Source organism: Zoogloea sp., from assembly GCF_041904905.1.
In the GTDB taxonomy this organism is placed as follows: domain Bacteria; phylum Pseudomonadota; class Gammaproteobacteria; order Burkholderiales; family Rhodocyclaceae; genus Zoogloea.
In genome coordinates this window covers 95,777-119,922 of record NZ_JAYRMI010000002.1, presented here as the reverse complement: position 1 = coordinate 119,922, position 24,146 = coordinate 95,777, and the positions used below count along the sequence as shown (strand labels likewise).

Below are 24,146 nucleotides of genomic sequence, written 5' to 3'. Positions count from 1 at the left end.
GGGTGACTGGAGGCTCTTGCGAGGTACGGGGGGCGTGGGCCGGAGAGGGCTCAGGGGTGGCTGGGGCGGGGGCTCTCGCCCGCGAAGATTTCGCCGGTATCCAGATTGCGAATCGCGATGGGCGCACTTCGAGCGTGCGGGGCGCCGGATTCATCCGGGCTGCCGCCCGCGCTCATGCCGGAGATCGCGAGACAACCGGCCGGCCGCGCCACGGGGGAGAGGGAAGGATGAAGGCGGGGGCTCATCGTTCACATTGCATGTCGGTGGATGGCCGGCAATGATAAATGAGTTTGCAGTAAATGACAAAACTCGCGATTGGGCATCTTCTCCTGCAGGGGCTTGACGAATGCCGTCTTTGGGCGCTGCTCGGTGAGTCGGGGGGCTGGTCGGAACCACCCCGCCCCCCTGCTTGAGCGAGGACGCTGGCAAGGACTGCCGGCTGCGCAGCAGGTGATACAAGCGCTGTGGGCGCTACGCGGGTCGCCACCGGAGACTGCCGCTCAAGCACCTGTCCCCCAACTGACGGCGGGAGGTGCTTCGCCTGCGGTTTGACGGGGGCTCAGTAACCGGTCCGGCTCAGAACACCCAGAAGGCTTCGGTGGCGGTGGGTGGCGGCTTGCCCTGCCAGAGCATGGCGTGGCGGCAGTGGGGGCACAGGGGCTGCAGCATCTGGTCTTCCAGTTCAGCCTCGACCGGCGGGGTCAGCGCCAGCGTCACGGCGGTCTGCAGGATGCGGTCGCGGACGGTGGGCACCGCCAGCCCTCGGGGCGGCTTGCCAGGGCGGGCCATCCACACTCGGCGCAGCGCAGCCGGGCGGTAGCTGCCGGCCCACACTCCGGCGGCAATCTCGTCGAGCACCCCGTGCACCTGGGGCGCGATCCCGTCGATGGTCTCGCCATCCACGCCGGCCATGCCCCGGTTGGCGGCTACCCGGTTCCAGGCGGTCAGCAGGTTGGCGGGGCTCAGGGCCTGGCGGAGCAGGGGGCCGGCTTCCATCGCGTTCCCCTTACACCAGCCAGTGGCTGGGCAGGGGCTTGAGCCCGTGGCACAGCCCCTCGCCCTGGGAGCGCGCCAGATCCAGCCCGCACACCGGGTAGTAGCGCACTGTGTCGTGGGCGGGGTGGATCGTTGCCGCCAGCGCCGCCTGCAACGCCTGCAGCTCCTCGGCGGCAAGGTCCATCCAGTACAAGCTCTCCTGCACCCGCTCGCCGTGCCGTTCGCAAATCCGTGCAGCCCGCCGCAGGCGTCGCGGGTCGGCAATGTCGGTGGTGACGATCCAGTGGGGCATGGCGGCAAGCGGGGGCTGGAAGACCCGATCAGCATGCGCCTTCGGCGCGGCGCGCAAAGCCGGAACAAGCGCGGAAAGCGGGCTCAATTTCGCGCTGGCCGACAGCGCTACGCCTGCAGGAGGAGGAAGAACACGGCGGGCGACATCCGCCCGCCGTGGCAAAGGGCCTGACTTTTTCTTCCCACAGTAAGTGCACGCGAGCACCGTCTTAACGGGCCTGACTTCGGCCCTGGGGCCTGACAAAAAAAAAGCATTCTCACAAGAGAGTACTTCGGGGTCTTAACGGGCCTGACTTCGGCCCTGGGGCCTGACTCGCCCTCTTCGCCGGGGTTTCTCCAGCGATGTCTTAACGGGCCTGACTTCGGCCCTGGGGCCTGACCACCGACCCCGCGCAGAAGAAGGCTTATGTCTTAACGGGCCTGACTTCGGCCCTGGGGCCTGACACGACCAGTCCGAGCAAGTCACGCTCGATCCGTCTTAACGGGCCTGACTTCGGCCCTGGGGCCTGACGCATGTTGCTGTGGTGGTCGGCGCCGCCGGCGGGTCTTAACGGGCCTGACTTCGGCCCTGGGGCCTGACCCGTCCCACGAAGAAGTAATTCAACCACAAGAGTCTTAACGGGCCTGACTTCGGCCCTGGGGCCTGACAAATGGCCAAGGGCATGTCCTTCGCCTCCGAAGTCTTAACGGGCCTGACTTCGGCCCTGGGGCCTGACTTTTCGCGCGCGCCTTCTTTGCCCGAAGTGGGTCTTAACGGGCCTGACTTCGGCCCTGGGGCCTGACACAAAAATGCCGGAAAAGAACCCTGAAACCTGGGTCTTAACGGGCCTGACTTCGGCCCTGGGGCCTGACTGAAGGAAGCCTTCCATCCCATCCGCCACTGCGTCTTAACGGGCCTGACTTCGGCCCTGGGGCCTGACACACTATCCCCGAAAACATTCTTCGCGCATTGTCTTAACGGGCCTGACTTCGGCCCTGGGGCCTGACCGCAGCCCCGGTGTGCCTTGTGGGGCGCGGGTTTCGGGGGCATTGGCGGCGCCATGCAGCATGAGCGGTACCCAGTGAGTCGGGACGACCTGGATTCTGGGTTGTTTTCCTTTTGCAATCAAGCCGCGGCGCGGTTTGTTTGAAGGGGTTTGGGGGCGCCTGGATTCAAGGGGTTCATTTTCGGCGGGGTTTGCCGGTGTTGGGGGGATGGTCTTTCTCCCTCTTGACGAGTCGCGGCAGGGTGGGCAGGCAGCGGCTGTCGGCGTGCAGGCGGGGCAGGTGCCGATTGCCCCCGACGGTATTTTTGTCGTCGTTGGCGACGAACCAGAGGTAGTGCTCTTTTTCGATTTGGGCATCCTTGACCTGGGGGTAGTGCACCGGGGCCGCAACGGCGCCGGGGTTGCCCAGCAGTTGCAGGGCGCGGCGCACGTCGGCGGGCACGCGGGCCATGGCGCGCTCGGCCTGGGCGGCGGGTTGTTCGGCGGCTTCCAGGGGGGCGGCGGGGCTGTCGCCCTGGAGGTGGTCGGGCCAGCCGGCGTCGGCGTTGGCGCGCCAGCCGCGGTGGTGGCGGGGGGCGTTGGGCTCGTCTTCGGCGTAGCGGCGGGGTCGGTCGACGAGAAGCAGCCCCTCCACCGCCAGCTTGACCGAACCCAGGCCGATGGGCTTGCCCATGCCCAGGCGGTGCTCGAAGGCGGGGTGGGGGAGCAGGGTGGCGCAGAGCTGTTCCAGCTCGGTGGGGTTGAGGTTGTCGAAGTCGATCTCGAAGTGGAAGGTTTCGCCGGCGGGGATGGGCTCAACCCTCACGCGGCGCTTGTTGCCGCTGTCTTCCTGGCCGTCGAATCGGCTTTGCCAGGGCGGTCGGCCGCTGCCGTCGCCGGGCGCGCGGCCGTAATCGTCCAGTTGGGCGACCTGGCCTTGCCGGCGCAGGGCGTGGAGGTAGTGCTTGCGGCCGGCGGGGGCGTAGTTTTGGGGCTGGCGGGCGAGGTCGGCTTTGGAAACGTAACCGTCGCCCGCCTTGGGGCGAAAGTACAGGGCGGGGGAGGGGGGCTTGGGGGTGGAGAGTTCCTTGAGGGTGACGGCGGGGGCGCGCTCAAAGCTGCGGGCGGGGCGGCCATAGCCGACGTGCACTTTCCCGGCCAGGGCGTAGGCGGCGGGGGCATCGGTGGGCTTGCGGGTGCCTTTGGCGGCTTGCGGCGGGCGATATTCGACGACGCCGAAGAGTTGTTCGACCGGGGAGAGCCGCTCGCTGCGGCCGGGCATGCCCAGGGGGAGCAGGTGGGGCGAGACCTGGGCGAGGAGGTCGGCGGTGGTGGCAAGCTCTGGCCTGCCGGCCTTGCGCAGGCCCTGGCGCCAGATGGAGGAGAAGCTGATTTCGCTCACCGCGCCGTTGTTGTCCAGGTCGAAGCAGACCAGATCGCCGGGTTGCAGGCGGGTTTCGCGGCCATCTTCGCGGGCTGGCCGGCCGGCGGGGGTGAAGGGGAGGAGCCGGTCGTCGGCGGGGGTGTCGTCCTTGCCCCAGTGCTGGCCGGCCAGGGCGAGGTCGGCGAGGGCGTGGAAGGTGTCGAGCACGCCCTGGGGGATGGGCAGGAGGTCGTCGTCGGCGGGGGTCTCCACGGGGTCGGGGATGAAGAGCTGGTGCTTGACGGTGCGGGGGAGTTCCTTTTCGCGGTTGGGGGTCCACAGGCTGCGCACCCAGCCGCGGGTGTAGTGGGGGCGCTCTTCGGTGATTGGACGCTCGGAAAGCGGGTGTTGGCCGATCAAAAATGCGCGGTTTCGGTCACCGTTGGGGAAGCGCAGGTCGCGCTGGTTTGTGTTGGGGTTGGGCAGGTCGTTGAGTTCGCGGATTTTGAGGTAGTAGGGTTGGCGAGCGTCGTAGGTTTCTCGACGGTTGCCGAAGTACACGCGCAGTGGAACTGTGCTTTTCCGATCAAACACCTTGCGCCACCTGGCTGGTACGGGGTAGGCCTTGTAAGCGTTCTGGTGGATGGTGGGCAGCGTGAGCGGGTAGAGCTTCAGTTCGCCGTTGCGCTCGCCGTTGCGCTCGACGATGCGGCCGATGGCGGAGAGGGCGTGCTCCATCGGCTTGCGGATGGAGTAGGGCGTGGGGTGGAGCACCCGCAGGTTGCTGCCGCTGATGCTCTCGAAGAGGCTGGAGAGCAGGCCGCGCAGGCTGGTGGCGGGGATGGCGGGCTGGTTCTGCAGGGTGAAGCCGGCGACGGGCTTGGGGTGTTGGTCGCTTGCCGGCGTGCCGGCGGCGGCGCCGACGAAGAGCGGGGTGACGGTGGTGAGGGCGCACACCAGGCGGCCGGAGAGGCCCCGGTAGCGGCTGTGGCCGCCGGCCTCGCGGTGCGCGTTGGGGCTGAGCCAGCGGTCGATGTCGGGCTGGCTGAAGGGGATGAAGTGGTAGGGGTTGTGGAAGGCGTCGGCCGGGGCGGCTTGCCCGCTGGGCGCCGCGGCCGCCGGGGTGGGGGCGCTGCCTGCGAGGCTGCAGGGGGCGTCGAGGGCTGCGGTGGCGTGGGTGCGGCACCAGGCGCGCAGGGCGGCGAGGGCGCGGGCGTCGGCGTTGGGGCCGAAGTGGGCTTCGAGGGCCTGGCGCCAGCGGTGGGGCAGGCCCTGGGCGCGGCAGCGGCCGTAGCCCTTGGCGCTGCCGTGGCCGAAGGGGATGTCGCCTTCGGCGAGGTCGCGCAGCACCAGGGTGAGCAGGCCGAGGGCGATCCAGGGGGTGTCGGCGGCATTGGCGCCGTCGAGGCGGGCGCTGCGCAGGCGTGAGAGGTCGAGGCTGAGCTGGCCTTCGAGGGTGGGGCATTCGGCGTAGCGGAGCTTGAACTTGGCGCCGTCCTTGCCGCCGCCGGTGAAGCGGTCGATGGCGAGCATGTCGTGATCGACGAGGGTGGCGGGGGCTGTGCCGGTGCAGTCGTCGGTGCGCAGCAGGCCGCGCCAGCCGGCGGCGCCGAAGAGCAGGGTGGCGGGGTCGGGGCAGGTGCCGGTTTTGACCGGCGGCACGGCGTGACCTTGGGCGACCTCGCAGCCAAGGGTGCGCAGGATGCGTTCGGCCTGGCTGCGCAGGCGGCCGCGCAGGCTGGCGCCGGGGAGGAGCGCCCGGTCGCCGCGCTGGCGAGGGGTGCCGTCGGGGGCGTCGGTGGGCTTGTCGCCCGTGCTCGCTGCTTGCTTGACGAGGAAGGGGGTGTGGAAGGCGAGGCTGAGGGGGAGGGCGAGCCGGTGCGGGGCGGGGGGCGGGGGCGGGGGCGGTCAGCGTGACGGCTTCGGCGAAGTCGGTCCAGCGGGCATCGGCCTGGGTTTGGGCGGCGGCGAACCAGCGTTGCGCTTCCTGGGGGCCGAAGCGGCGGGTGTCGATGTTGCCGTACAGGCCGACGCGCCCGAAGCCGAGGTTGGCGTGGGCGCCAAGGCGGAAGTCGGGGTCGGCGGGGCCGTGCCGGAGCAGGGCGACGAGCTGGGCGGCGAGGTTTTCGTCGGCGTGGCGCAGGATGATTTCGATGCCAAAGCGGGTGCCGATGGGGACGGTCTTGGTGCGGAAGAGTTTTTTGTCCACCACGCTGCCGGTGACGCGATCGATGGCGATGCGGGGTTGGGCGGTGTCGGCGTCGTCGGTTTGGGTGGCCTCGTTGGTTTTGGCCTTGTGGCTTAGCAGGGCGTCGCGGAATTCGGCAAGGCCGGCGCGGGTGCGCCGCGGGGGAATGCCGGCGGGGTGGGGGGCGGTGCCGCGGTGGAGGTCGCCAAACAGGGGCAGGCAGGGGGCGTCGAGCCCGCTGCGGCGGGCGAGGGCTTTGAGGGCGCCTTTGAGGCTGGCGCCGGGGAGGTAGGGCTTGTTGTCGGCGTCGAGGGCGATGTCGGCTTGCCAGTAGGGGTCGGCGTCGGGGGCAACGGGGGTGATGCGTCGGTCGGTGCCGGTGCCCAGGTGGAGCGGGGTGAGCACTTCAAGCTCGGCACGGATGAGCCAGTGGAGGGCCGGGAGGCTGCTTTGGGGGGCGGTGGGCGTGGTCATGGCGGGCGGGTCAGCAGGCGGTGAGGCGGTGGGCGGGGGGCGGCGGAAAGCCGTGCTGGAGGTCGATGGCGATTTCGCCGTAGCCGTTCTGGGGCAGGTAGGGGTGGTCTTGCCAGCGACCGCCGTGTTCGGCAACGACGGCAGTGGGCAGGGGCAGGCCGTGGCGCTGCCAGCGGGCGAGCAGGGGGCGGGCGGTGTCGGCATCGACAACCGTCAGCACGAAGACGCTGCCGGGCTCGGTGAGCACGAGGGGCCGGTAGGCGTGCTGGCGCTGGGCGAGGTGGCGCCGGTGCAGGTAGGTGCCGCCGGCCATGCGCTGACTGGCGAAGAAGTGGCTGAGGCGGAGGGCGCCGCCGGAGAGCTGGTGGAAGGCGTCGCGGTAGAGGGCGAGGAGATCGGGGGCCGCCTGGTCGGCGACCTGGGACGAGGCGAACAGCAGGGCCGGGGTGTTGAGCTGGAGGGTGAGCTGTTCGCCGCTGGCGACGGCGGCGGGGTTGCGCTGGGGCCAGCGGTGGGGCTGCTCGGTCGTGAGCCGGGCCTGGGCGAAGGCGTCGGTCTTGCCGAGGGGGCCGAGGCCGGGGGCGATGAGGTCGGCGAGGGCTTGCCAGACGGCGGCGGCTTCGGTGTCGGGGAGGTCGTCGGCGAGGTGGATGTCGGCGAGCCAGCGGGTGTCGTCGCGGGCAACCCGGCAGTCGTAGGCGAAGAGGTGGTCGTCCCAGGCCTGGCCGGCGAGGGTGGGGTCGAAGGGGGTGTCGTCCAGCGCTTGATGGGGGCCGTAGACGGCGGTGCGCACCCGCAGGTGGCTGGCGGTGGCGCCCCAGCCTTGGCGGGCGCGGGCGGCGTCGGCGGTGGGGCGTTTCCAGTCGTGGTGAAAGGCGGGCGCCTGGCCGTCGATGAGGTGTGGCGTGGCGAGGGCGGCGACGTCGAAGAGTTCGTCGCCGTGGGCGACGAGGGATTGGGGCAGGGCGGCGGGGCGGGCTTCGTCCTGGGCCGGGTGGGCGTGGCCGATGCGCAGGGCGTCGAAGTGGCGGGCGAGGGCGTTGTGGGGTGCGAGGGTGTCCACCGGCTTGCCGAAGCGGGCGCGCAGTTGGGTGGCGAGGGCGCCTTTGAGGGTGCCGCCGCTGAGGGTGTCGCCGGACGCGAAGACGTTGCCGCGCAGGCTGCGGGTGGCGACGCACAGGGGGTCGGCGATGTGGAGCACGAGGCGGGCCCGGTGGCCGTGGGGCACCTGGCGCGGGGAGATGGGCGGGTCTGACCGGGCGCAGGTGGCGGCGGCGCGCAGCACGACGCCGAAGCCGACGGTGCGTTGGGCGCCAAGCTGGCTGTGCCACAGCAGGCCGGCTTGCAGGGCGCGTTGCAGGCGGGTGGCTTCGTCGGCGGTGACCACGGCACGCCATTGGCCGGTGAAGACGAGCGCTTGACCGGCTTGGTGGTTTTGTTCGACCAGCAGCAGCTGGGCGTCTTCGGCGGCGCCGCTGGTTTCGCCCAGCGCGACGCGGGGCCGGGCCTGGGGGGCGTTGGCGGGCGGCGTGGCGAGGGAGAGGTCGGCAATCCAGAGGCGGGCGCGGCGGTCGGGTTCGGGCCCGGCCTGGCCGAACCAGTGGTCGGGGTTTTCGGTGGCGAGGCCGAAGGCGGTCATGGCGTGCCAGGCGTCGCGCAGGCGGCCGACGAGGAGGTTGCCCGGCAGGATGAGGTTGCCGCGATGGTCGCGCATCTGGGTGGCGGAGAGGCCGAATTGCGCGGGGGCGTTGCCGTGCACCAGCCAGGGGCTGCGCAGGTGGATTTCGAGGCGGAAGGTGTAGAGGGTGCGGTCAGGCATGCGGGGCCTCGGCGGTGAGGGTCATGGGGGCGGGGGGCAGGAGGTAGTCCCACAGGGTGAGCAGGGCGGTGAGCGGGGCGGCGTCGGCGGTGGGGGGCTCGTCGGGCTGGGCCTGCCAGGTGGCATCGAAGGCTTGCCAGAACGCGGCGAGGGTGTCGCGCCCGGTGGCGTCTAGGGCTTCGTGGGTGGAGGCGTAGGCGTTTTGGAGGAGCGTGAGTTCGTCACCGCCGCGGCCGGCGGCGAGGCTGCGCAGGCTGCGGATGAGGGCGGAGCGGGGGAGCAGGGGCTTGAGGGCTTCGATCTCGGCGAGGATGTCGAGGCGGGGTTCGTCGAGGCGCAGGGTGCGCCAGCCGTCGCCGGCAATGCCGCACTTTTGCCAGTGGGTGTCGAGTTCGTCGCCGGTGGTGTCGAAGGATTCGAGCACGAGCCAGGCGAGGGTGTTGCGGTGCTTGTCGCCGTCGTCTTTGGCGCGCTGGGCGAGATCCTTGGCGAGGTGTTGGAGGTGGCGGATGGGGGCGCCGCGGTGGGCGAAGACGAGGCCGGTGGCGTGGGTGAGGGCGTGCCCGCCGTGGGCCCAGCCGGCGTTGAGGGCGAAGAAGCGGCGGGCGAATTCGAGGCCCAGCCAGGCGGGGAGCACGAAGAGCAGTTCGTCGCCGCCCCACAGCAGGGTTTCGAGGCGCAGGGCGCCGTCGGCGGTGCGGGCCTGGGGGGTGGCGGCGAGCCAGTCGAGCAGCCCCTGCAGGAGCTGGCGCCGGCGCTGTTTGATCTCGGTATCCCAGGCGTGGAGGGCTTGCGGCGTGGCGCAGGTGTGCTGGATGGCGCCGAAGCTGTTGCCGTCGGCGTAGAACACGGCGATCTTGGCGTCGAGGTTGGGCGAGAGCCCGGCGTAGTCGGGGTGGTCGGGGGGGAAGGCGGCGAGGGTTTCGAAGTCGTCGGTGAAGCGGTAGCGGGCGGCGGTGTCCGGCGCGAGCTTCAGCTCGGTGGCGTAGAAGGACTGGCGGAGGTTGCGCCCCCCGGCGCGGCCTCTGGCCCGGGCCGCCACGCTGAGGCTGGCGGCTTGGCCGGCGTGGCGATGGGGCGAGGCGGCGGGGCGGATCTCGTCGGTGGCGCAGACCTGGGTTGCGGTGCCCCAGCGGGTGGCGAAGCCGAGGCTTTGCATCTGCTGCCAGCGGTTGCCGGCCACGCAGCGTTCGACGCCGCGGGGGAAGTCGGGGTCGTCGGCGATGGCGACGACGAAGGTGGCGTGGCGGAAGGGGGAAACCTCGCTCAGGTAGTGGGCGACCTTGTCGCGCAGTGCCTGGGCGTCGTGGCCGTGGAGGATGGCGAACAGGCCGATGGAGGCGCCGGTGCCGATGGGGGCGAGGTCGCCATTAAACCGTTCGGCGACCTTGTGCACCGCGCGCAGCAGCATGTAGCCGCCGCCGCGCCGGGTGGCGAGGTCTTCGGTGTCGTCGATGGTGTGGGCGAGGTTGACGGCTTCGAGGCGGAGGAGGGCGGTCATGATTGTTTCCGGTAGATGAGGCACGCACCAACAATGAAGATCAGCATGGAGACCCCGATCCCGGCGAACGTCAGTGGGCGGATGTTGGAGACCAGGTTGGCATTGATCCACTGGAGTACCTCCGATGGAATGGCAACGGGGGGTTTCTCGGTAAGCTCGAATGTGTTCATCCCCAGCACACTGGCGGCGAGGCCCAGAATGGCCAGCACGGTACTTGCAAACGCGAAAATCATTGCAATCCAGTTGAAGTGATGTGCGGCTGTGGCAAGTCGGCCACCTTCCTGTGCGAGTCGGCCAGCTTCTTGTGTGTCGATGTATTCCACGATGTCCTGGATCGCCTGCCGGTTTGCGTCGTAGTGGGCCTGCAGGCGCAGGTGGCGCCGGTATAGGTCGTACAGCTCGATGCCCTGCTCCTGGGGGGTGATTTCGTCGAACCAGTAGGTCTGGGTGAAGGCCATGAAGTGGCGTTTGAGGGTGTCGAACTTGCCGGGCTTGAGCGGGTCGAGGCTGCCGTCGGCCCGGTAGGGGGTGAGGTCGGCGAGCTTGCGGGCGGTGACCAGCAAGGCGGCCTTCTGGAAGTGGGCCATGATGGCCATCGGCACGTAGATGTGCCGGTAGATCACCGGGGCGCCGTCGTCTTCGTTGGCGAAGAAGCCTTGATCGCCAGCGTCGCCCAGCCAGGCGAAGGCGTAGCCGGCGTTGAGGATGCGGGAGGGGGCGTCGTCGGATTCGCCGCTGCGGTACCAGAAGCGGTCGTAGCAGTGGCGGGCTTCGAAATCGGCGAGAAAGGTCTGGCTGTAGGGCAGCCGGTCTCTGCCGGCGGGGTCGGCAAAGCACAGGCGGACCATGTGGCCGGGGTCGATGAGGTCTGCGAGGTGTTTACCGGCGGGCCGCTGGACGGACAGCAGGCTGGCCACCGCGGCGCGGTCGTCGCCGAGCTGGAGGGCCTGCAGTGCGCAGGTGTCGCCCGGCTGGGTGGCGATGCCTTGCAGGAGGGCCCGCCAGTGGGGTGCCCAGAGGTGGCGGGGGCGATCGTCGGCTGGGCCACCCATGAGGGTTTCTGCCTGTTGCCGCAGGTCGTCCAGATGCTTGGCTTCGTCGTACTCGCCAATGGGGTGGCGGTGGGGGTCGAACAGACGAAGGCTGCGGGGGTAGTGGCCGCCGCAGCGCTTGCGGTCGTTGCCGGCGATGTAGGGCGGATAGATGCGCCGCAGCTGGTCGAGGCAGTACTCGACGGTGGGCAGGGGGAGCGGGGCGTCGCTTTTGAGATGCAGCACCAGCACGGCAATGTCGGGCTGGAACAGGATGAGATCGCAGCTGGCGCGAAACGTGACGCGCTCCCCGGTGCCAAGCACTGCTTCGAGGGTGTGAAGCTGCGGATGGCGGAAGCGCTTGACGATGGTGTCGTTGAACCAGAAGGCGCGGACGAAGGGGTGGAAGTAGTTGTAGGCCTGATACCGGATGCGGGCGCCTTGGGTGTCGGAGAGGTGGGTCGAGCCGGGGGCAGCGGCGATGGGGGCGAAGTCGCGGTGGGTGACGGGCGCCCAGCCGAGCCGCTGGAGTTCGGCGGCCCGGCTGCCCGTGGCGGCGGGTTTGCGACCCTGCCATTCGAGCTGGAAGGGCAGGATGAGGTGGGTTTCGAGCGTCAGGGTGGGGGTGTTGCTCATGGGGTGCCTTCCTGGAGGAGGTACATGCCTTGACCGAGGGCGGTGCGCTCGCCGATGCCAAACCAGGTGCCCCACCGGAGCAGGGTGTGGATCGGGCCGGGGATGGGGTGGGCGGTGGGAGCGCGGTAGCGGAGGGTGCCCAGATGACCGCGAAATTCGATTGGTGCGTCTTTGGTACGCGACCCGTAGCGCCACTCGACCGGGCGCCAGTCGGGGCTGTCGGCTTCGAGGCGGCGGATTGCCTCTTCGTGGCAAACCCAGTCGGTGCCGGCCAGTTGGGCAAAAAGGGTCGGGCTGGTCTGCTCAACCCGGCGGCGCAGCGCCCGCACGAGTTTGAGCAGGCCCGGCGGGCGGCTGGCGTCGGTGAGGCGGAGCGGGGTGAGGAAGCGGATGGAGAGCATGGCTTGCGCCGGAAAGCGAGCGAGCGCAGGGGGGGCGGAGAGGGCCGGGAAGGGCTGCCCCGGCGACCATCCGGCCTGCGCGCCGGCGGGCTGGCCGACGCTGAGTTCAATGCCCCGCACCCGATCCACAAGGCCGGCATGGCGAACCTCGCGCCAGCCGGAGAGGGCGTGGGCCAGCGCTTCGGCATGGCGGACGGCATTGCCATGAAGGGCGAGCCCGAAGGGCAGGTGCGGCGCGATGTCGTCCGGCTGGGGGCGCCAGCCGAAAGGGGGCGGCAGGATTGCGTAGGGCTTGATGCGGTTGGGTATGCCCATGCCGAGGTCGGCGGCGATGGCGGGGGCGTGGCGTCGGACGAGGTGCTCCACCCCCCCATGCACGACGCCGCCCAGAAAATCGGCAAGATGTAGCGCCGACCTGGGGCCTTCCGGGGCGAGCGCGAGCCGGACGCCGATCAGGAGCATGCGATGCCGCTGCGCGTCAGGTGCTGCCATGCCTCGCGGCACCAGAGGGCGTCGTCGAGGGCGTTGTGCACGGTGCCGCCATGGGGCGGCAGGGCCGGGCCGCCCAGATGCAGGCGGAGTTGTTCGAGGTTCATGTGGGAGAGGGGCCAGCCGGCGGGCCAGTCGAGCATGTGGCCGATCAGTTGTCGCAGCACGATCCAGTCGTACTCGCCGAAGTAGGCCCAGATCTCGGAGGGGGCTGGGTCGAGGAAGGCCAGCACCTCCTGACGGATTCTGGCGCGGGGTTTGCGCTCAAGCGTAGCGAGGGGCGGCAGCACATGGGCACGCAGCCAGTCGTTGGCGCCGCTGTCGTCGTAATCGGCGCTGGCCGCGTGGTAGGTGCGCCCGTCTTCGGCGACGATGCCGATGCTGATGAGCTGGATGTCCGGCCCGCGTTCGTCGAACTCGGTGTCGAACCAGTAACGCATGGGTGCGATGGATGACATTCATTTCTCCGATTGGTCATGCCGATTGCGCAATTCTAGCGGAGCCCGCTTCGCAGCCGATGCGATGGATGCCCCGCCAATGGCGGCTTACCCGCCAACCGAGTGGGAGACTTCGGCGCTCCACTGGCCGATCCGTTCGTCCTTGAGCCGGTAGATGGCCTTGTACTTCCAGACGGTGGGGGTGTGGGGCAGGGGGCTGGGGTCGGGGACGCGGGTGGTGCGGGCGATGGTGAGGAGGACGAAGCCTCGGCCGTCGCCCCGGTCGGCGAGGATTTCCAGGTCGTCGGCGAGGCCCTTGGTCCAGCGGATGACCGGATGGCCGGCGTTGAGGGTGACGGTGAGGCGAGGTGTGGCGGCGATGACGTCGATGGTGTGCTCGGTGCCGACGATGCCAAGCTCGCGGCCGATTCCCAGGTCGTAGTTGCGGGCGGTCTTGATGCGGGCGACCAGACGGATGAGGCGCGGGACGATGCCCGGCGGGACAACCGCCGGCGGTGTCGGGATGGCGCTGTCGTCGGGGTAGGCCTGGGTGAGCCCGCGGCCGCCAAACTGTTGTTTCTTAAAGGCTGTCCACTGCCGGGCGTGGCTCTGGGCGGCGGCGGCCTGGGCCAGGATGTAGCGGTAGGCGGCCGCGTCGGCGCGGAGTTCTTCCAGGTCGGTGTCGCTCAGTTCGAGGGTGTCGATGTAGGCCGGCAGGTGGTGGGCGAGATGTTCCAGCAGCTGGGCCCGGCCGGATTCGTCCTGGGGCAGGTAGTAATTGCGGGTCATGGTTGCGTGTGCGGTGTGGCGCTGGGTTGGGTGGAGGGGCCGGCGGTAGCGCCGGAGGTGGGCCAAGGGCCGCAGGATGCGCGGCTGCCCTGCCGGCCATGCCTGCGGGGGCTGCCGGATGTGAATGGAGGAGGGCAGGACGCCGGGCACGCCGTTGGAGAGGTCGTGGCGGGGGCGTGGGGTGCGATGGCGAGCTGCACGGATGTCATGGCAGGGCGATGGGATACCGCGCCATTATGGCATGACGTCGTGGTGTGTTGAATGGGGGTGTATTTTATATGTCATGGCGTGTTTTCAGATTGGTGTGGCGCCTTTTCAATATGAATGGGCGCAGTTTTGAATTGAACTTTCGTCGTGTTGAGTTGAAATCAAATCAATGCAGTATGAATTGACGTCACTTTTGATTAAACAGATGCCATGATTGCTTGAATCGATGCCATGCATGTCTTGCATGAGCACATGTTGGCTTGATGTGACACCGGGAAAGGATGAAACGTCGTCAGGGCAACATCGCCCGACACCCATCTACCGGGCCGCGATGTCTGGCAGCACATGCAGGGTGTCGGGCGGTGTTGCCTCGATGTCGGGCAAGTCGTGCCCGATGTCTTGCCCGCATTGCCCAGGGTTGGGTACGCCGTGCCCGATGTCTGCCACACGCTGTTCGGTGTCGGGCACTCATTGCCGGGAACTGGGCAAACTGCGCGTGATGTCTCGCTTGGATTGCCTGGAGGCGGGCATGCCGTGCCCGATGTTGGACATGCGCTGTCCGGTGTCGGGCATGTACTGCCTGGCGTCGGGCAGGGGGGGCCGGGCCTTGGGGGGATGGGCGCGACGCTCCGAATGGGGTGAGGGAAGTCCGGCGGGTGCCTGGGGCGGTCGCCGCTGCCCGGCCCGACGGGGGAGAGATGCGCAGCGGGGGCGAGGGTGGCTTGCCGGGCGGTCGGGAAGGTGGGCGGTTCATCCGCCGGCCTGGGCCGGGTGCCTGGGCGGCGGGGGAAGGCAGCCGGCCCGGCCGGCGGGGTGGCCGGCGGGCGGGTGAGTTGTCGAGGCGGTGGGGGCGGGGGTGCGCCGGTCGCCGGGGCGCGATGCCCCGGGCGGGTTTGCGTTCAGCGCAGGGTGGTGGCCTTGCCGGCGGCAGCGTTGCGTTCGCGCAGGGCGAGCTGGGTGCGGGTGGCAAGGAGTTCGGCTTCGTCGCCCACGATGCGGGCGGCTTCGGTGAGGAGCACGTCCTTGCTGTCCTTGCGGGCCTTTTCGGCGGCGAGGTCGGCGGCGAGGCTGCGTTCGCCGGCCTGCAGGCCGTCGTCCCGCAGGGCGGCGAGCTTGTCCTTGCCCTTGTCGCGGGATTTGAGGCGGGCTTCCTGGCGGTCTTTCTCCTGGCGGCGCTCGGCTTCGTTGAGAGATAGCAGCTTGGTTTCGCGCAGGCGCTTGAACTCGGCCACGTCCTGCAGGAGCTGGGCGAAATCCTTGTCCTTGGCTACGCGGGCTTCGTGGCGGCGTTGCAGGTCGGCCAGCCGCGGGGCGACTTCGTCGACCGGGCGGAAGTCGGCGGCCTTGACCTGGATCCACGGGAGGGCGTTGTCGTAGCTGGATTCGCCGAAGCTGTCGGGGTCGGATACCGAGGGGAAGCGGATGTCGGGCACCACGCCGCGCAGCTGGGTGGTGCCGCCGTTGATGCGGAAGAACTGGGCGACGGTCATCTTCAGGTCGCCGAACTTGGGCGGTTCGTTGCGGGCGATCTGGTCGAGGCTGATCATGGTCTGCACGGTGCCCTTGCCGAAGCTGGGTTCGCCGACGATGGGCGCGCGGCCGTAGTCTTGCAGGGCGGCGGCGAAGATCTCGGAGGCGGAGGCGGAGCCGCGGTTGATGAGCACGGCCATCGGGCCGTCCCAGGCGGTGCCGGCGTGCTCGTCCTTCTCGACGCCGATCTGGCCGTCGGGGCGGCGCTGCTGCACCACCGGGCCTTTGTCGATGAACAGGCCGGTGAGTTCGACCGCCTCTCGGAGCGAGCCGCCGCCGTTGTTGCGCAGGTCGATCAGGAGGCCATCGACCTTCTCTTTCTTCAGCTCGTCGATCAGGCGGGCCACGTCGCGGCTGGCGCTGCGGTAGTCCTTGTCGCCCTTGCGGCGGCCCTCGAAGTCTTCGTAGAAGGCGGGCAGGGCGATGACGCCGATCTTGCGGGCGGTGGCGCCTTCGCCGGTCTTGACGATGGATTTCTTGGCGGCCTGCTCTTCGAGCTTGATCTTGTCGCGGGTGAGGGCGACCTGCTTGTGCTTGGCGTCGGGGCCGGCGTCGGCGGGCAGCACGTCGAGCACCACGCGGGTGTTCTTCTCGCCGCGGATGAGTTTGACGACCTCGTCGACCCGCGAGCCGACCACGTCGGCCACGGCCTCGTCGCCCTGGCCCACGCCCACGATGCGGTCGCCCACGGCGAGCTTGCCGGAGCGCGCCGCGGGGCCGCCGGGCACCAGCTCGCGGATGGTGATGTACTCGTCGCGCTCCTGGAGCACCGCGCCGATGCCCACCAGCGACAGGCGCATGGAGATGTCGAAATCGGCCGAGGCGCTGCGGCCCAGGTAGTTGGTGTGGGGCTCGATGGACATGGCGTAGGCGTTCATGAACACCTGGAACACGTCCTCGCTCTTGTTGCGGGTGGCGCGGTGAACGTAGTTGTCGTAGCGCTTGGCGAGGGTCTCGCGGATGGCCTTGTCGTCCTTGCCGGCGAGTTTGAGGCGCAGCCAGTCGTTCTTGACGCGCTTCTTCCAGAGGTCGCGCACTTCGGTCTCGTCGGCCGGCCAGGGGGCCTTGTCGCGGGCGTAGGGGTAGCCCTCCTTCACGGTGAAGTCGAAGCTCTGGTCGAGCAGCTCGCGGGCGTAGCCGAGGCGCTCGGTCACGCGCTGCTCGTAGCGCTGAAACATGGCGAAGGGGGCGGCCAGGTTGCCGCGCAGGATGGCGTCGTCGAGCCGGGTGCGGGCGTCGGCGAAGCCGTCGATGTCGGCCTGGGTGAAGAACAGGTGTTCCGGGTCGAGGGCCTTGAGGTAGCGGTCGAAGATCTTCTCCGACATGGCGTCGTCGAGGGGAACGGTCTTGTAGTGGTAGCGGCTGAGGATCTGGGCGCTCAGGTAGGCGGTCTGGGCCTGGTCGGCGGTGGGCGCCAGACGGGGCGGGGCCGACAGCTCCTGGGCCGCCGTCTGACCGGCGCTGAGGACCGTGAGCAGGGTCCAGACGATTCGCTTGTTCAAGGGTTTCTCCACCGCAAAGTTTGAGCCGGGTTGGACGGTACATTTTTCCGGCCTTGAGGTCGACAGCCCGCGCCGGGAAATGTTCGCCGTTTTGAAAAGAGTTTCCGGTTTTATGACTAAAGACATACGCCTCCGGTCCGTTAAGTCATATTCCGAACGGTTTGAAAACAAGGATAGCGCCCGATTCCGGTCGGGTGGGAGCGAGCATGAGCGACAAGCCGACCCGGGTTCTGATCGTCGAGGACGAGGCGATCATCGCCATGGACCTGGCCCAGCGCCTCGAGAATTATGGGTATGCGGTGACCGGCATTGCGGCCAGCAGTGACCAGGCCATCGAACTGTTCGACGCGACCGGGCCCGACCTGGTGATGATGGATATCGTCATCCGCGGGGGGCGCGACGGGGTGGCCACGGCCACGCTGCTGCGGGCGCGGCGCGATGTGCCGGTGATCTACCTCACCGCCTTCAGCGACGACGAGACGCTGCGCCGGGCGCGCGAGACCAACCCCCACGGTTACCTGCTGAAGCCCTTCCGGCCCGACGAGATCCGGGCGTCCATCGAGGTGGCGCTGGTCCGGCACGCGATGGAGGCCCGGCTGCGCCGCAGCGAGGCGTGGTTCGCGCGCACCCTGTGCGCCATCGGCGACGGTGTGCTGACCACCGACACCGAGGGGCAGGTGCGCACCGCCAACCCGGTGGCCGAGGCCCTGCTGGGGCTGGCTGCGGCCGAGGCGGTGGGGCAGCCGGTGGCGGCGGTGGTCGATCTGGCCGACGAGCGGCGCGGCGGCCCGGTGGGCGATCCGCTGGCGACCGACGAGGCCGGTGCCGGCGCCCCCCGGCCGGCCCTGCTGACCGGCCGCGGCGGCGCGGTGACACCGGTGGAGTACGCCGCGGCGCCCATCGTGGCCCACGACGGCGCGGCCATGGGCAGCGTGCTGGTGCTGCGGGACATCGCCTGGCGGCGAGGGATGGAGCGGGCGCTGGCCGACAGCGAGCGGCGCTTCCACGCGGCCTTCGCCCACGCGGCCATCGGCATGGCGCTGGTGGCCACCGATGGCTGCTTCCTGCAGGCCAACGACGTGGCGGCGACGATGCTGGGGGTGGCGGTGGATGGCATCGGTGGGCTGTCCTTCCGCCAGCTGTGCCACCAGGGCGACCGCCCGATGCTCGACGAGTACCTGAACCGGCTCCAGGCCAACAGCCTGCCCACCTTCCAGATCGAGTTGCGGCTGGTGACGCCGGACGGGCGGGTGCTGTGGACCTTGCTGTCGGTCTCCGCGGTGCGCGACGACGGCGGCGCAGCCTGCTATTACATCGTGCAGATGCAGGACGTGACGGCGCGCCGCACGGCCGAGGAGCGGCTGGTGTATGTGGCCTATTACGACGCCCTCACCGGCCTCTCGAACCGCACCCAGATCAATCGCCAGCTGGAGCAGTCCATCGCCTTCTGCCGGCGGCGGGGCGAGCAGCTGGCGGTGATGTTCATCGACCTGGACAACTTCAAGCTGGTGAACGACGCCCTGGGCCACAAGGCCGGCGACGCCCTGCTGTGCGAGGTGGCGCGGCGCCTGAAGGGCGTGGTGCGGGAGACCGACATCGTGGGGCGCTTCGGCAGCGACGAGTTCGTGGTGATCCTGCCGGGGGTGGACGACGACAAGGCGGTGGCCGGGGTGAGTGCCAAGCTGATCGCCGCGATGGAGGGGCCCTGCAGCTTCGGGCAGCAGCGCATCCAGACCTCCTGCAGCATCGGCATCAGCCGGTTCCCGGCGGATGCGGTGACCGCCGACCGGCTCATCGTGGCCGCCGACGACGCCATGTACCGGGCCAAGGAGCTGGGCAAGAACGGCTTCACCTTCTATTCGAGCGATCTGGGCCGGCAGATCAACCAGCGCATGGTGCTGGAGGCGGACCTGCGCCGGGCGCTGGCGGAATCCAGCTTCGAGCTGTTCTACCAGCCGATCCACGACGCCACGGGCGGGGTGCATTCCCTGGAGGCGCTGCTGCGCTGGCGGCACCCCGAGCAGGGGCTGCTGACGCCGGACGTGTTCATGCAGACGGCGGAGCGCTCGGGGCTGATCGTGCCCATCGGCGCCTGGGTGCTGCGCACCGTGTGCGCCCAGATCCGCGCCTGGCACGACGCCGGCGCCACCGGCGTGAAGGTGGCGGTGAATCTGTCGGCGCGCCAGTTCCGCGATCCGGCGCTGGTGGCGCTGGTGATGGGGGCCCTGGCCGAGCACGGCCTGGCGCCCGACTGCCTGACCCTGGAGCTGACCGAGTCGAGCATCATGCAGCAGCCCGAGCGGGCCAGCGCGATCCTCGACGAGCTGCGCCGCAACGGCCTGTGCATCTCGGTGGACGATTTTGGCACCGGCCACTCCAGCCTCAGCTACCTCAAGCGCTTCCCGATCCACGCCCTCAAGATCGACCGCACCTTCATGACCGATCTGCCGGAGAGCCGGGAGAGCAGCGCCATCGTGTCGGCCATCGTCACCATGTCCCGGGCGCTGGGCCTGACGGTGGTGGGCGAGGGGGTGGAGAACAGCGCCCAGGCCCGCTTCCTGAACGATCTGGGGTGCGATCTGCTGCAGGGTTTCCTGTTCGAGCGACCGGCGCCGGCGACGGCCATCGAGCGCCTGCTCGGGCTGACGCCGCGGGCCGGCACGGACGCCACGGTGCCCGCACAGTGAGTCGGTGAGGAGATCGTGTTGCGAGTGCTTGTGTTTCTGGCCGCGCTGGCGGCGTGGTGCTTCAGCCCGCAGGCCGCCGCGGTGGCGGGGCCGTCGGCCGAGCGCCAGACCGTGCTGGTCATCAATTCCTATCACTGGGGGTTTGTGTGGACCGACGCCCAGGTGAGCGGAATCCTGCAGGGCTTGCGGGACAGCGAGACGCCGCCGGACATCTTCGTCCACGACCTGGACAGCCTGCGCCAGCCCCGCGGCGACGAGGCCGACAACCTGGCCCACCTGCGCCAGCGCACGGGGTCGCGGCGGGTGCATCTGGTGATCGCCACCGACGACCCGGCCCTGGAGTTTGCCCTGCGCCACCGGGACGCGCTGTTCCCGACCGCCGCGCTGGTCTTCTCGGATGCGCGCAACTTCGACCCGGCGCGGGTGCCGGCCGACCTGCCGATCACCGGCGTGCGGGAGCGGGTGGATGTGGTGGGCACCCTCAGCGCGGCCCGCAAGCTGCTGCCGGATGCCCGCCGGGTGGTGGTGTTCGGTAACCTGGGCGGCACGGGCACCGGCTTCGCCCACGCCCACGAGGCGCTGCTCAAGATGGGCAGCTCGGTGCCGGTGGAGCAGTACTTCGATCTGGGCATGAACGAGATCCTCGCCATCGTGGCGCGACTCACCCCCAGCGACATCGTGCTGCCGCTGGCCACCGCGGTGGACGAGCGGGGGCGTCGGCTGGACTACGCCGAGGTCATCGCACGGATCGCCCGGGTTTCGCCGGTGCCGGTGTTCGACATCACCAGCCATCGGGTGCGCGAGGGCATCACCGTGGGCGGCAGCGTGGAGGACGGGGTGAGCCAGGGGCGGATGGCGGCGCAGCTTGGCCTGCGGGTGCTGGGCGGCACGCCGGCCCGCAGCATTCCGGTGGCCGAGCCCACCCTGCGGCTGCTCTTCAATCACGGGGTGATGCAACGCTACGGCCTGCCCGAGAGCCGGCTGCCCGAGGGGGCCGAGGTGGTGGGTAAGCCGGCCGGGCTGCTGGAGGAGGCCGACGCCGCCCTGTGGGCGATGGCGGCGGCGCTGGTGGCGCTGCTGGGGGTGATCGTGGCGCTGGTGGTCTATATCAAGCGCCTGAATCGGGCCGAGGCGGAGCTGGAGCGGCGGGAGGAGCACCTGCGTCTGGCCGTGGAGGGCGCCACCGACGGGCTGTGGGACTGGAACCTGAAATCCGGTGCCATCGTGGTGAGCAAGCGCTATCTGTCGATGCTCGGTTAAGCGCCCGGCGAGCTGCCCCTGAGCTACAGCACCTGGCGCGAGCATGTGCATCCGGACGACCTGCCGGAGACGGAGGGGCGCTTCCAGGCATTTCTGGCCGGGGCCGAGGGCTGCTTCCGGGGTGAGTTCCGGATGCGCGCCAAGGGCGGCGAGTGGCGCTGGATCCTCTCCCGGGGGGCGGTGGTGGCCCGGGAGGCCGACGGGCAGGCGCTACGGGTGGCCGGCTCGCACACCGACATCACCGAGGCCAAGGCCGCCGAGCAGCGGATCGCCGCGGCGCTCCACGAGAAGGAGGCGCTGCTCAAGGAGATCTACCACCGGGTGAAGAACAACCTGCAGGTGGTGGCGAGCCTGCTGACCATGCAGGGGCACAGCGTGGACGACCCGGCGGTGCGGGCGCTGTTCGACGACAGCGCGGCGCGGGTGATGGCCATGTCGGAGGTGCACGAGCAGCTCTACCGCTCCCACGATCTGGCGAGCATCGATTTCAAGCGCTACCTGGGGCAGCTGGTGGAGCGCCTGGGCTCCCAGCACGGGCGCCAGGGGGTGCGCATCGAGTCGATCCTGGACGACGTGGTGCTGGGCATCGAGACGGCGATTCCCTGCGCGCTGATCGTCAATGAGCTGGTGGCCAACGCGGTCAAGCACGCCTTCCCCCACGGCAGCGGGGGGTGCATCCAGGTGGGGCTGCAGGCCGCAGGCGAGGCGGGCGCCCAGTTGTGGGTGGAGGACGATGGGGTGGGCGTGCCGCCGGGTTTCTCGCCGTCGGCCAGCCGCAGCCTGGGCTGGCGACTGGTGGTGGGGCTGGTGAATCAGATCGGCGGGCGGATGGCCATCGAGCCTGGGCAGAGCAGCCGCATCCGCGGCGGCACCCGCATCGCGATTCACTTTCCGGTGGAGGCGCCGGAGAGCCGGCGCTACGCCGACGCGCTGCCCCTGCGCGAGGTTTCGCCCGCCTGAGCGCAGCCCTCAGCGCGGGCCCGGGCCGGCCGGGCGGAGGTTCTGGTCGATGGCCCACACGGCCGCTTCCAGGCGGGAGCGGAACTTGAGTTTCTTGAGCAGGTTCTTGATGTGCACCTTCACCGTGCCTTCGGCGATGTTGAGGTCGCGGGCGATGAGCTTGTTCGACAGCCCGCTGGCGAGGCAGCCGAGAATGTCCCGCTCGCGGTCGGTGAGGGGGGCGAGGCTGCGTTCGGCGGCCTGGGCTTCGTCGCGCAGGGAGCGGGCCAGGAGGCCGTTGAGGCTCTCGGTGATGACGATGCGCCCGGAGAGCGCCTCGACGATGCGCGCCAGCAGCTCCTCGGGCTCCATGTCCTTGAGCAGGTAGCCGTCGGCGCCGGCGCGGATCGCCGCGACCAGATCGTCGGCGGCGTCGGACACGGTGAGGATCAGGATGCGCGCGGCCAGGTCGGCCTCGCGCAGGGCGCGCAGGGTCTCGATGCCGCCCATCCCGCGCATGTTCAGGTCGAGCAGGATGAGGTCGGGCTCCAGGGCGCGGGCCAGCATCAGCCCTTCCTCGCCGCTGCTGGCCTCGCCGATCAGGTGGAGTTGGTCGGACAGGGCGATGAGCTGGGAGACGCCTTTGCGGAACAGCGGGTGGTCGTCGATGATGATGACCGAGGTGGTCGCGGGGGTGGTCATGACACGCTTCCTTGAGCGGAGGAGGGGGAGTCGGAGAGGGGCGCGTCGGGCGCGGGCGCCTCGGCCGGGAAATCCAGCGCGACCCGGGTGCCGCCGCCCTCGCGGGGGTGCACGCCAAGCTCGCCGGCCAGGCTCTGGGCCCGGTCGCGCATGATGACGATACCGTAGCGGTGGAGCGGCCGGTCGGCTTCGTCGAAGCCCACGCCGTCGTCGTCCACCATCACCCGCAGGCGGTCGGCGTCGTGGCGGGCGAGGGTCACCGTGACCCGCCCGGCGCGGGCGTGGCGTTCGATGTTGGTGAGGGCCTCGCGGATGATCTGCAGGACGTGGATTTCGCGGCTGGGGGCCAGCTCGACGCCGGCGAGGCGGTTGTCGAGGACGATCTCCAGTCCGGTGCGGCGGCGGAACTCCTGCACCGTGTCGTCGATGGCGGCGTTCAGGCCGCGGCCGTCGATGCGCAGCCGGAAGGTGGTGAGCAGCTCGCGCAGCTGGCGGTAGGCTTCGTTGAGCCCGTCGCGCAGCTCGCCGACGATCTCGGTGACCGGCTCGGGGGTGGGGCTCTTGCGCAGCAGGGTTTGCAGCCGGGTGACCTGGATCTTGAGGTAGGACAGCGACTGGGCGAGGGAGTCGTGCAGCTCCCGGGCGATCACCGAGCGCTCGTCCAGCAGCGCCAGGCGGTGGCGTTCCTCGTTGCGCTGGGTGGCCGCCAGGGCGGCGCCCACGTGGCGGCCAACGGTCTCGAGCAGATCGAGCTGCCAGGGGGCGAGGGCCTGCCCCGCCGGCAGGCTGAGGAGCAGCGCGCCGTGGCTGCGGCTGCCGTCGAACAGCGGGGCGGCGATCGTCTGGCCGCCGCCGGCCGGCTTGGGGTGGGCCACGATGGCCCGGCCGCCGCTCTCGCAGCCGTGGCAGGTGGTGCGGCACAGGGCGTCGATGGCGATGCCGTCGGCGCCGGTGCGGCACACGGTCTCCGGCTCGTCGGCGCGGCTCAGGCAGATCGCGCCGCTCGTCACCCCGACCACCTGTTCCATGTCGTCGAGCACCTGCTGCAGGGTGGCGCGGGTCACCGCCCGCTCGGAGAGCGCGCGGGTGGTGCGGTAGAGCAGGTTGAGGGACTGGTTGCTGCGGGCCAGCTCCTCGGTCTTCTCGCGCACCCGGTTCTCGAGCTGGGCGTAGCTGCGGGAGAGGTCTTCGACCATGAAGTTGAAGGCTTCCCCGAGCCGCCCGAGTTCGTCGGCTTCGCGGATCGGCACCCGCACCGCAAAATCGCTCCGGCGCACCCGGTCGGCGGAGGTGAGGAGGTCCTGCAGCGGGAGCAGCACCTTCCGTTTCAGTTGAAACACCGCCGCGGCGCCCACGATGGCCAGCAGCACCAGCGAGATGCCCTGCACCAGCCGCAGCAGTTGCAGCTTGTCCTCCAGCCCCACCTCGATGAGCACCACCAGCCGGTCGATGGCCTCGACGATGCGGGTGATCTCGGCGGTGGGCGGCGGGCCGGCGGGGCGACCGGCGGCGAGCGCGGCCTCGGCCGCCCGCGCGGCGGGCCGGAAGCGCTCGGCCCACAGGCTGCCGACCGTGTCGTAGGCGCGGCGCGTGGCGTCGTCGGGGTGCTGGGGGAGGGCCCGGAGCAGGTCGGGGCTGGCGTAGCGTTGCTCGAAGGCGGCAATGGCCAGCCCGGTGCCGGGCGCGTCGTCCTGGGCCAGGGCGGCGCCGATGGCGTAGGACTGCATCCGCAGCGAGCCGGCGATGTTGATCGCCCGGGCCTCGCCGGAGGACAGCTCGGCCACGGTGATGGAGGCGAAGATGGAGACCGCGGCGAGGCTGGCGATGGCGGCGATCCAGGCGCCCAGGCGCAGCACCACCGACGGGCGGCGGAGCCGGGGCGGGGTGGGCGCGGCGGGGGGCGGGCCTTGGGTGGAGGTGTGGGCGTTCACGGCGCGGG

General features: G+C 70.0%; 15 protein-coding genes, 2 pseudogenes and 1 CRISPR repeat array. Of the genes and pseudogenes, 3 read left to right on the top strand and 14 right to left on the bottom strand.

What is annotated here, in order from left to right:
* Positions 1 to 576: 576 nt before the first annotated feature.
* From ACE3N6_RS01345 to ACE3N6_RS01290, 12 genes and pseudogenes are all read right to left on the bottom strand, one after another.
* Positions 577 to 996, bottom strand: a complete 420-nt coding sequence (locus ACE3N6_RS01345; RefSeq protein ID WP_374243358.1) for a hypothetical protein — start codon at positions 994 to 996, stop codon at positions 577 to 579.
* A gap of 10 nt (positions 997 to 1,006) precedes the next feature.
* Positions 1,007 to 1,288, bottom strand: a complete 282-nt coding sequence (gene cas2 / locus ACE3N6_RS01340; protein ID WP_374243356.1) for a CRISPR-associated endonuclease Cas2 — start codon at positions 1,286 to 1,288, stop codon at positions 1,007 to 1,009.
* A gap of 136 nt (positions 1,289 to 1,424) precedes the next feature.
* Positions 1,425 to 2,274: a CRISPR direct-repeat array (repeat unit 36 nt; unit sequence GTCTTAACGGGCCTGACTTCGGCCCTGGGGCCTGAC).
* 174 nt (positions 2,275 to 2,448) lie between these two features.
* Positions 2,449 to 4,671: a TIGR03986 family CRISPR-associated RAMP protein gene (locus tag ACE3N6_RS01335; RefSeq protein WP_374243371.1), complete on the bottom strand. Its 2,223-nt coding sequence runs from the start codon at positions 4,669 to 4,671 to the stop codon at positions 2,449 to 2,451.
* A 234-nt stretch (positions 4,672 to 4,905) separates the two neighbouring features.
* Positions 4,906 to 5,382 (bottom strand): annotated as a pseudogene (locus ACE3N6_RS01330) (RAMP superfamily CRISPR-associated protein); the annotation flags it as partial.
* A 322-nt stretch (positions 5,383 to 5,704) separates the two neighbouring features.
* A pseudogene (locus tag ACE3N6_RS01325) lies at positions 5,705 to 6,277 on the bottom strand (RAMP superfamily CRISPR-associated protein); the annotation flags it as partial.
* A 10-nt stretch (positions 6,278 to 6,287) separates the two neighbouring features.
* A complete protein-coding gene (locus ACE3N6_RS01320) occupies positions 6,288 to 8,096 on the bottom strand; it encodes an RAMP superfamily CRISPR-associated protein (protein ID WP_374243355.1) in 1,809 nt (602 codons plus the stop codon).
* A complete protein-coding gene (locus ACE3N6_RS01315; RefSeq protein WP_374243354.1) occupies positions 8,089 to 9,597 on the bottom strand; it encodes a hypothetical protein in 1,509 nt (502 codons plus the stop codon). The genes ACE3N6_RS01320 and ACE3N6_RS01315 overlap by 8 nt, the downstream gene beginning before the upstream one ends.
* Positions 9,594 to 11,264 (bottom strand): hypothetical protein, encoded by a 1,671-nt coding sequence (locus ACE3N6_RS01310; protein WP_374243353.1) that lies wholly within the window; start codon positions 11,262 to 11,264, stop codon positions 9,594 to 9,596. Before ACE3N6_RS01310 ends, ACE3N6_RS01315 begins: the two co-directional genes overlap by 4 nt.
* Entirely contained in the window at positions 11,261 to 12,127 is an 867-nt protein-coding gene (cas6, locus tag ACE3N6_RS01305) for a CRISPR system precrRNA processing endoribonuclease RAMP protein Cas6 (protein ID WP_374243352.1), read from the bottom strand. Before cas6 ends, ACE3N6_RS01310 begins: the two co-directional genes overlap by 4 nt.
* Positions 12,118 to 12,612 (bottom strand): 3'-5' exoribonuclease domain-containing protein, encoded by a 495-nt coding sequence (locus ACE3N6_RS01300; RefSeq protein WP_374243351.1) that lies wholly within the window; start codon positions 12,610 to 12,612, stop codon positions 12,118 to 12,120. Before ACE3N6_RS01300 ends, cas6 begins: the two co-directional genes overlap by 10 nt.
* Before the next feature lie 87 nt (positions 12,613 to 12,699).
* Positions 12,700 to 13,380 (bottom strand): hypothetical protein, encoded by a 681-nt coding sequence (locus ACE3N6_RS01295; protein WP_374243350.1) that lies wholly within the window; start codon positions 13,378 to 13,380, stop codon positions 12,700 to 12,702.
* A gap of 1,106 nt (positions 13,381 to 14,486) precedes the next feature.
* Positions 14,487 to 16,619 (bottom strand): carboxy terminal-processing peptidase, encoded by a 2,133-nt coding sequence (locus tag ACE3N6_RS01290; RefSeq protein WP_374243348.1) that lies wholly within the window; start codon positions 16,617 to 16,619, stop codon positions 14,487 to 14,489.
* A 206-nt stretch (positions 16,620 to 16,825) separates the two neighbouring features.
* Here ACE3N6_RS01290 and ACE3N6_RS01285 point away from each other — a divergent pair, with 206 nt between their 5' ends.
* From ACE3N6_RS01285 to ACE3N6_RS01275, 3 genes are read left to right on the top strand one after another with little or no spacing between them, the layout of a single operon-like run.
* On the top strand, positions 16,826 to 19,306 hold the full coding sequence (locus ACE3N6_RS01285) for an EAL domain-containing protein (protein WP_374243347.1): 2,481 nt from the start codon (positions 16,826 to 16,828) through the stop codon (positions 19,304 to 19,306).
* Positions 19,307 to 19,330: 24 nt separating this feature from the next.
* Positions 19,331 to 20,566 (top strand): ABC transporter substrate-binding protein, encoded by a 1,236-nt coding sequence (locus ACE3N6_RS01280; protein ID WP_374243346.1) that lies wholly within the window; start codon positions 19,331 to 19,333, stop codon positions 20,564 to 20,566.
* 12 nt (positions 20,567 to 20,578) lie between these two features.
* The gene (locus ACE3N6_RS01275; protein ID WP_374243370.1) at positions 20,579 to 21,526 is read left to right on the top strand and encodes a sensor histidine kinase; all 948 of its coding nucleotides are present in this window, start codon (positions 20,579 to 20,581) and stop codon (positions 21,524 to 21,526) included.
* 9 nt (positions 21,527 to 21,535) lie between these two features.
* On the opposite strand, the gene narL is transcribed toward ACE3N6_RS01275, so the two are convergent.
* Both narL and ACE3N6_RS01265 read right to left on the bottom strand, forming a co-directional pair.
* Complete coding sequence (gene narL / locus ACE3N6_RS01270) at positions 21,536 to 22,207, bottom strand: two-component system response regulator NarL (RefSeq protein WP_374243344.1); 672 nt, start codon at positions 22,205 to 22,207, stop codon at positions 21,536 to 21,538.
* Positions 22,204 to 24,138 (bottom strand): histidine kinase, encoded by a 1,935-nt coding sequence (locus tag ACE3N6_RS01265; protein WP_374243342.1) that lies wholly within the window; start codon positions 24,136 to 24,138, stop codon positions 22,204 to 22,206. Before ACE3N6_RS01265 ends, narL begins: the two co-directional genes overlap by 4 nt.
* Positions 24,139 to 24,146: the final 8 nt, after the last annotated feature.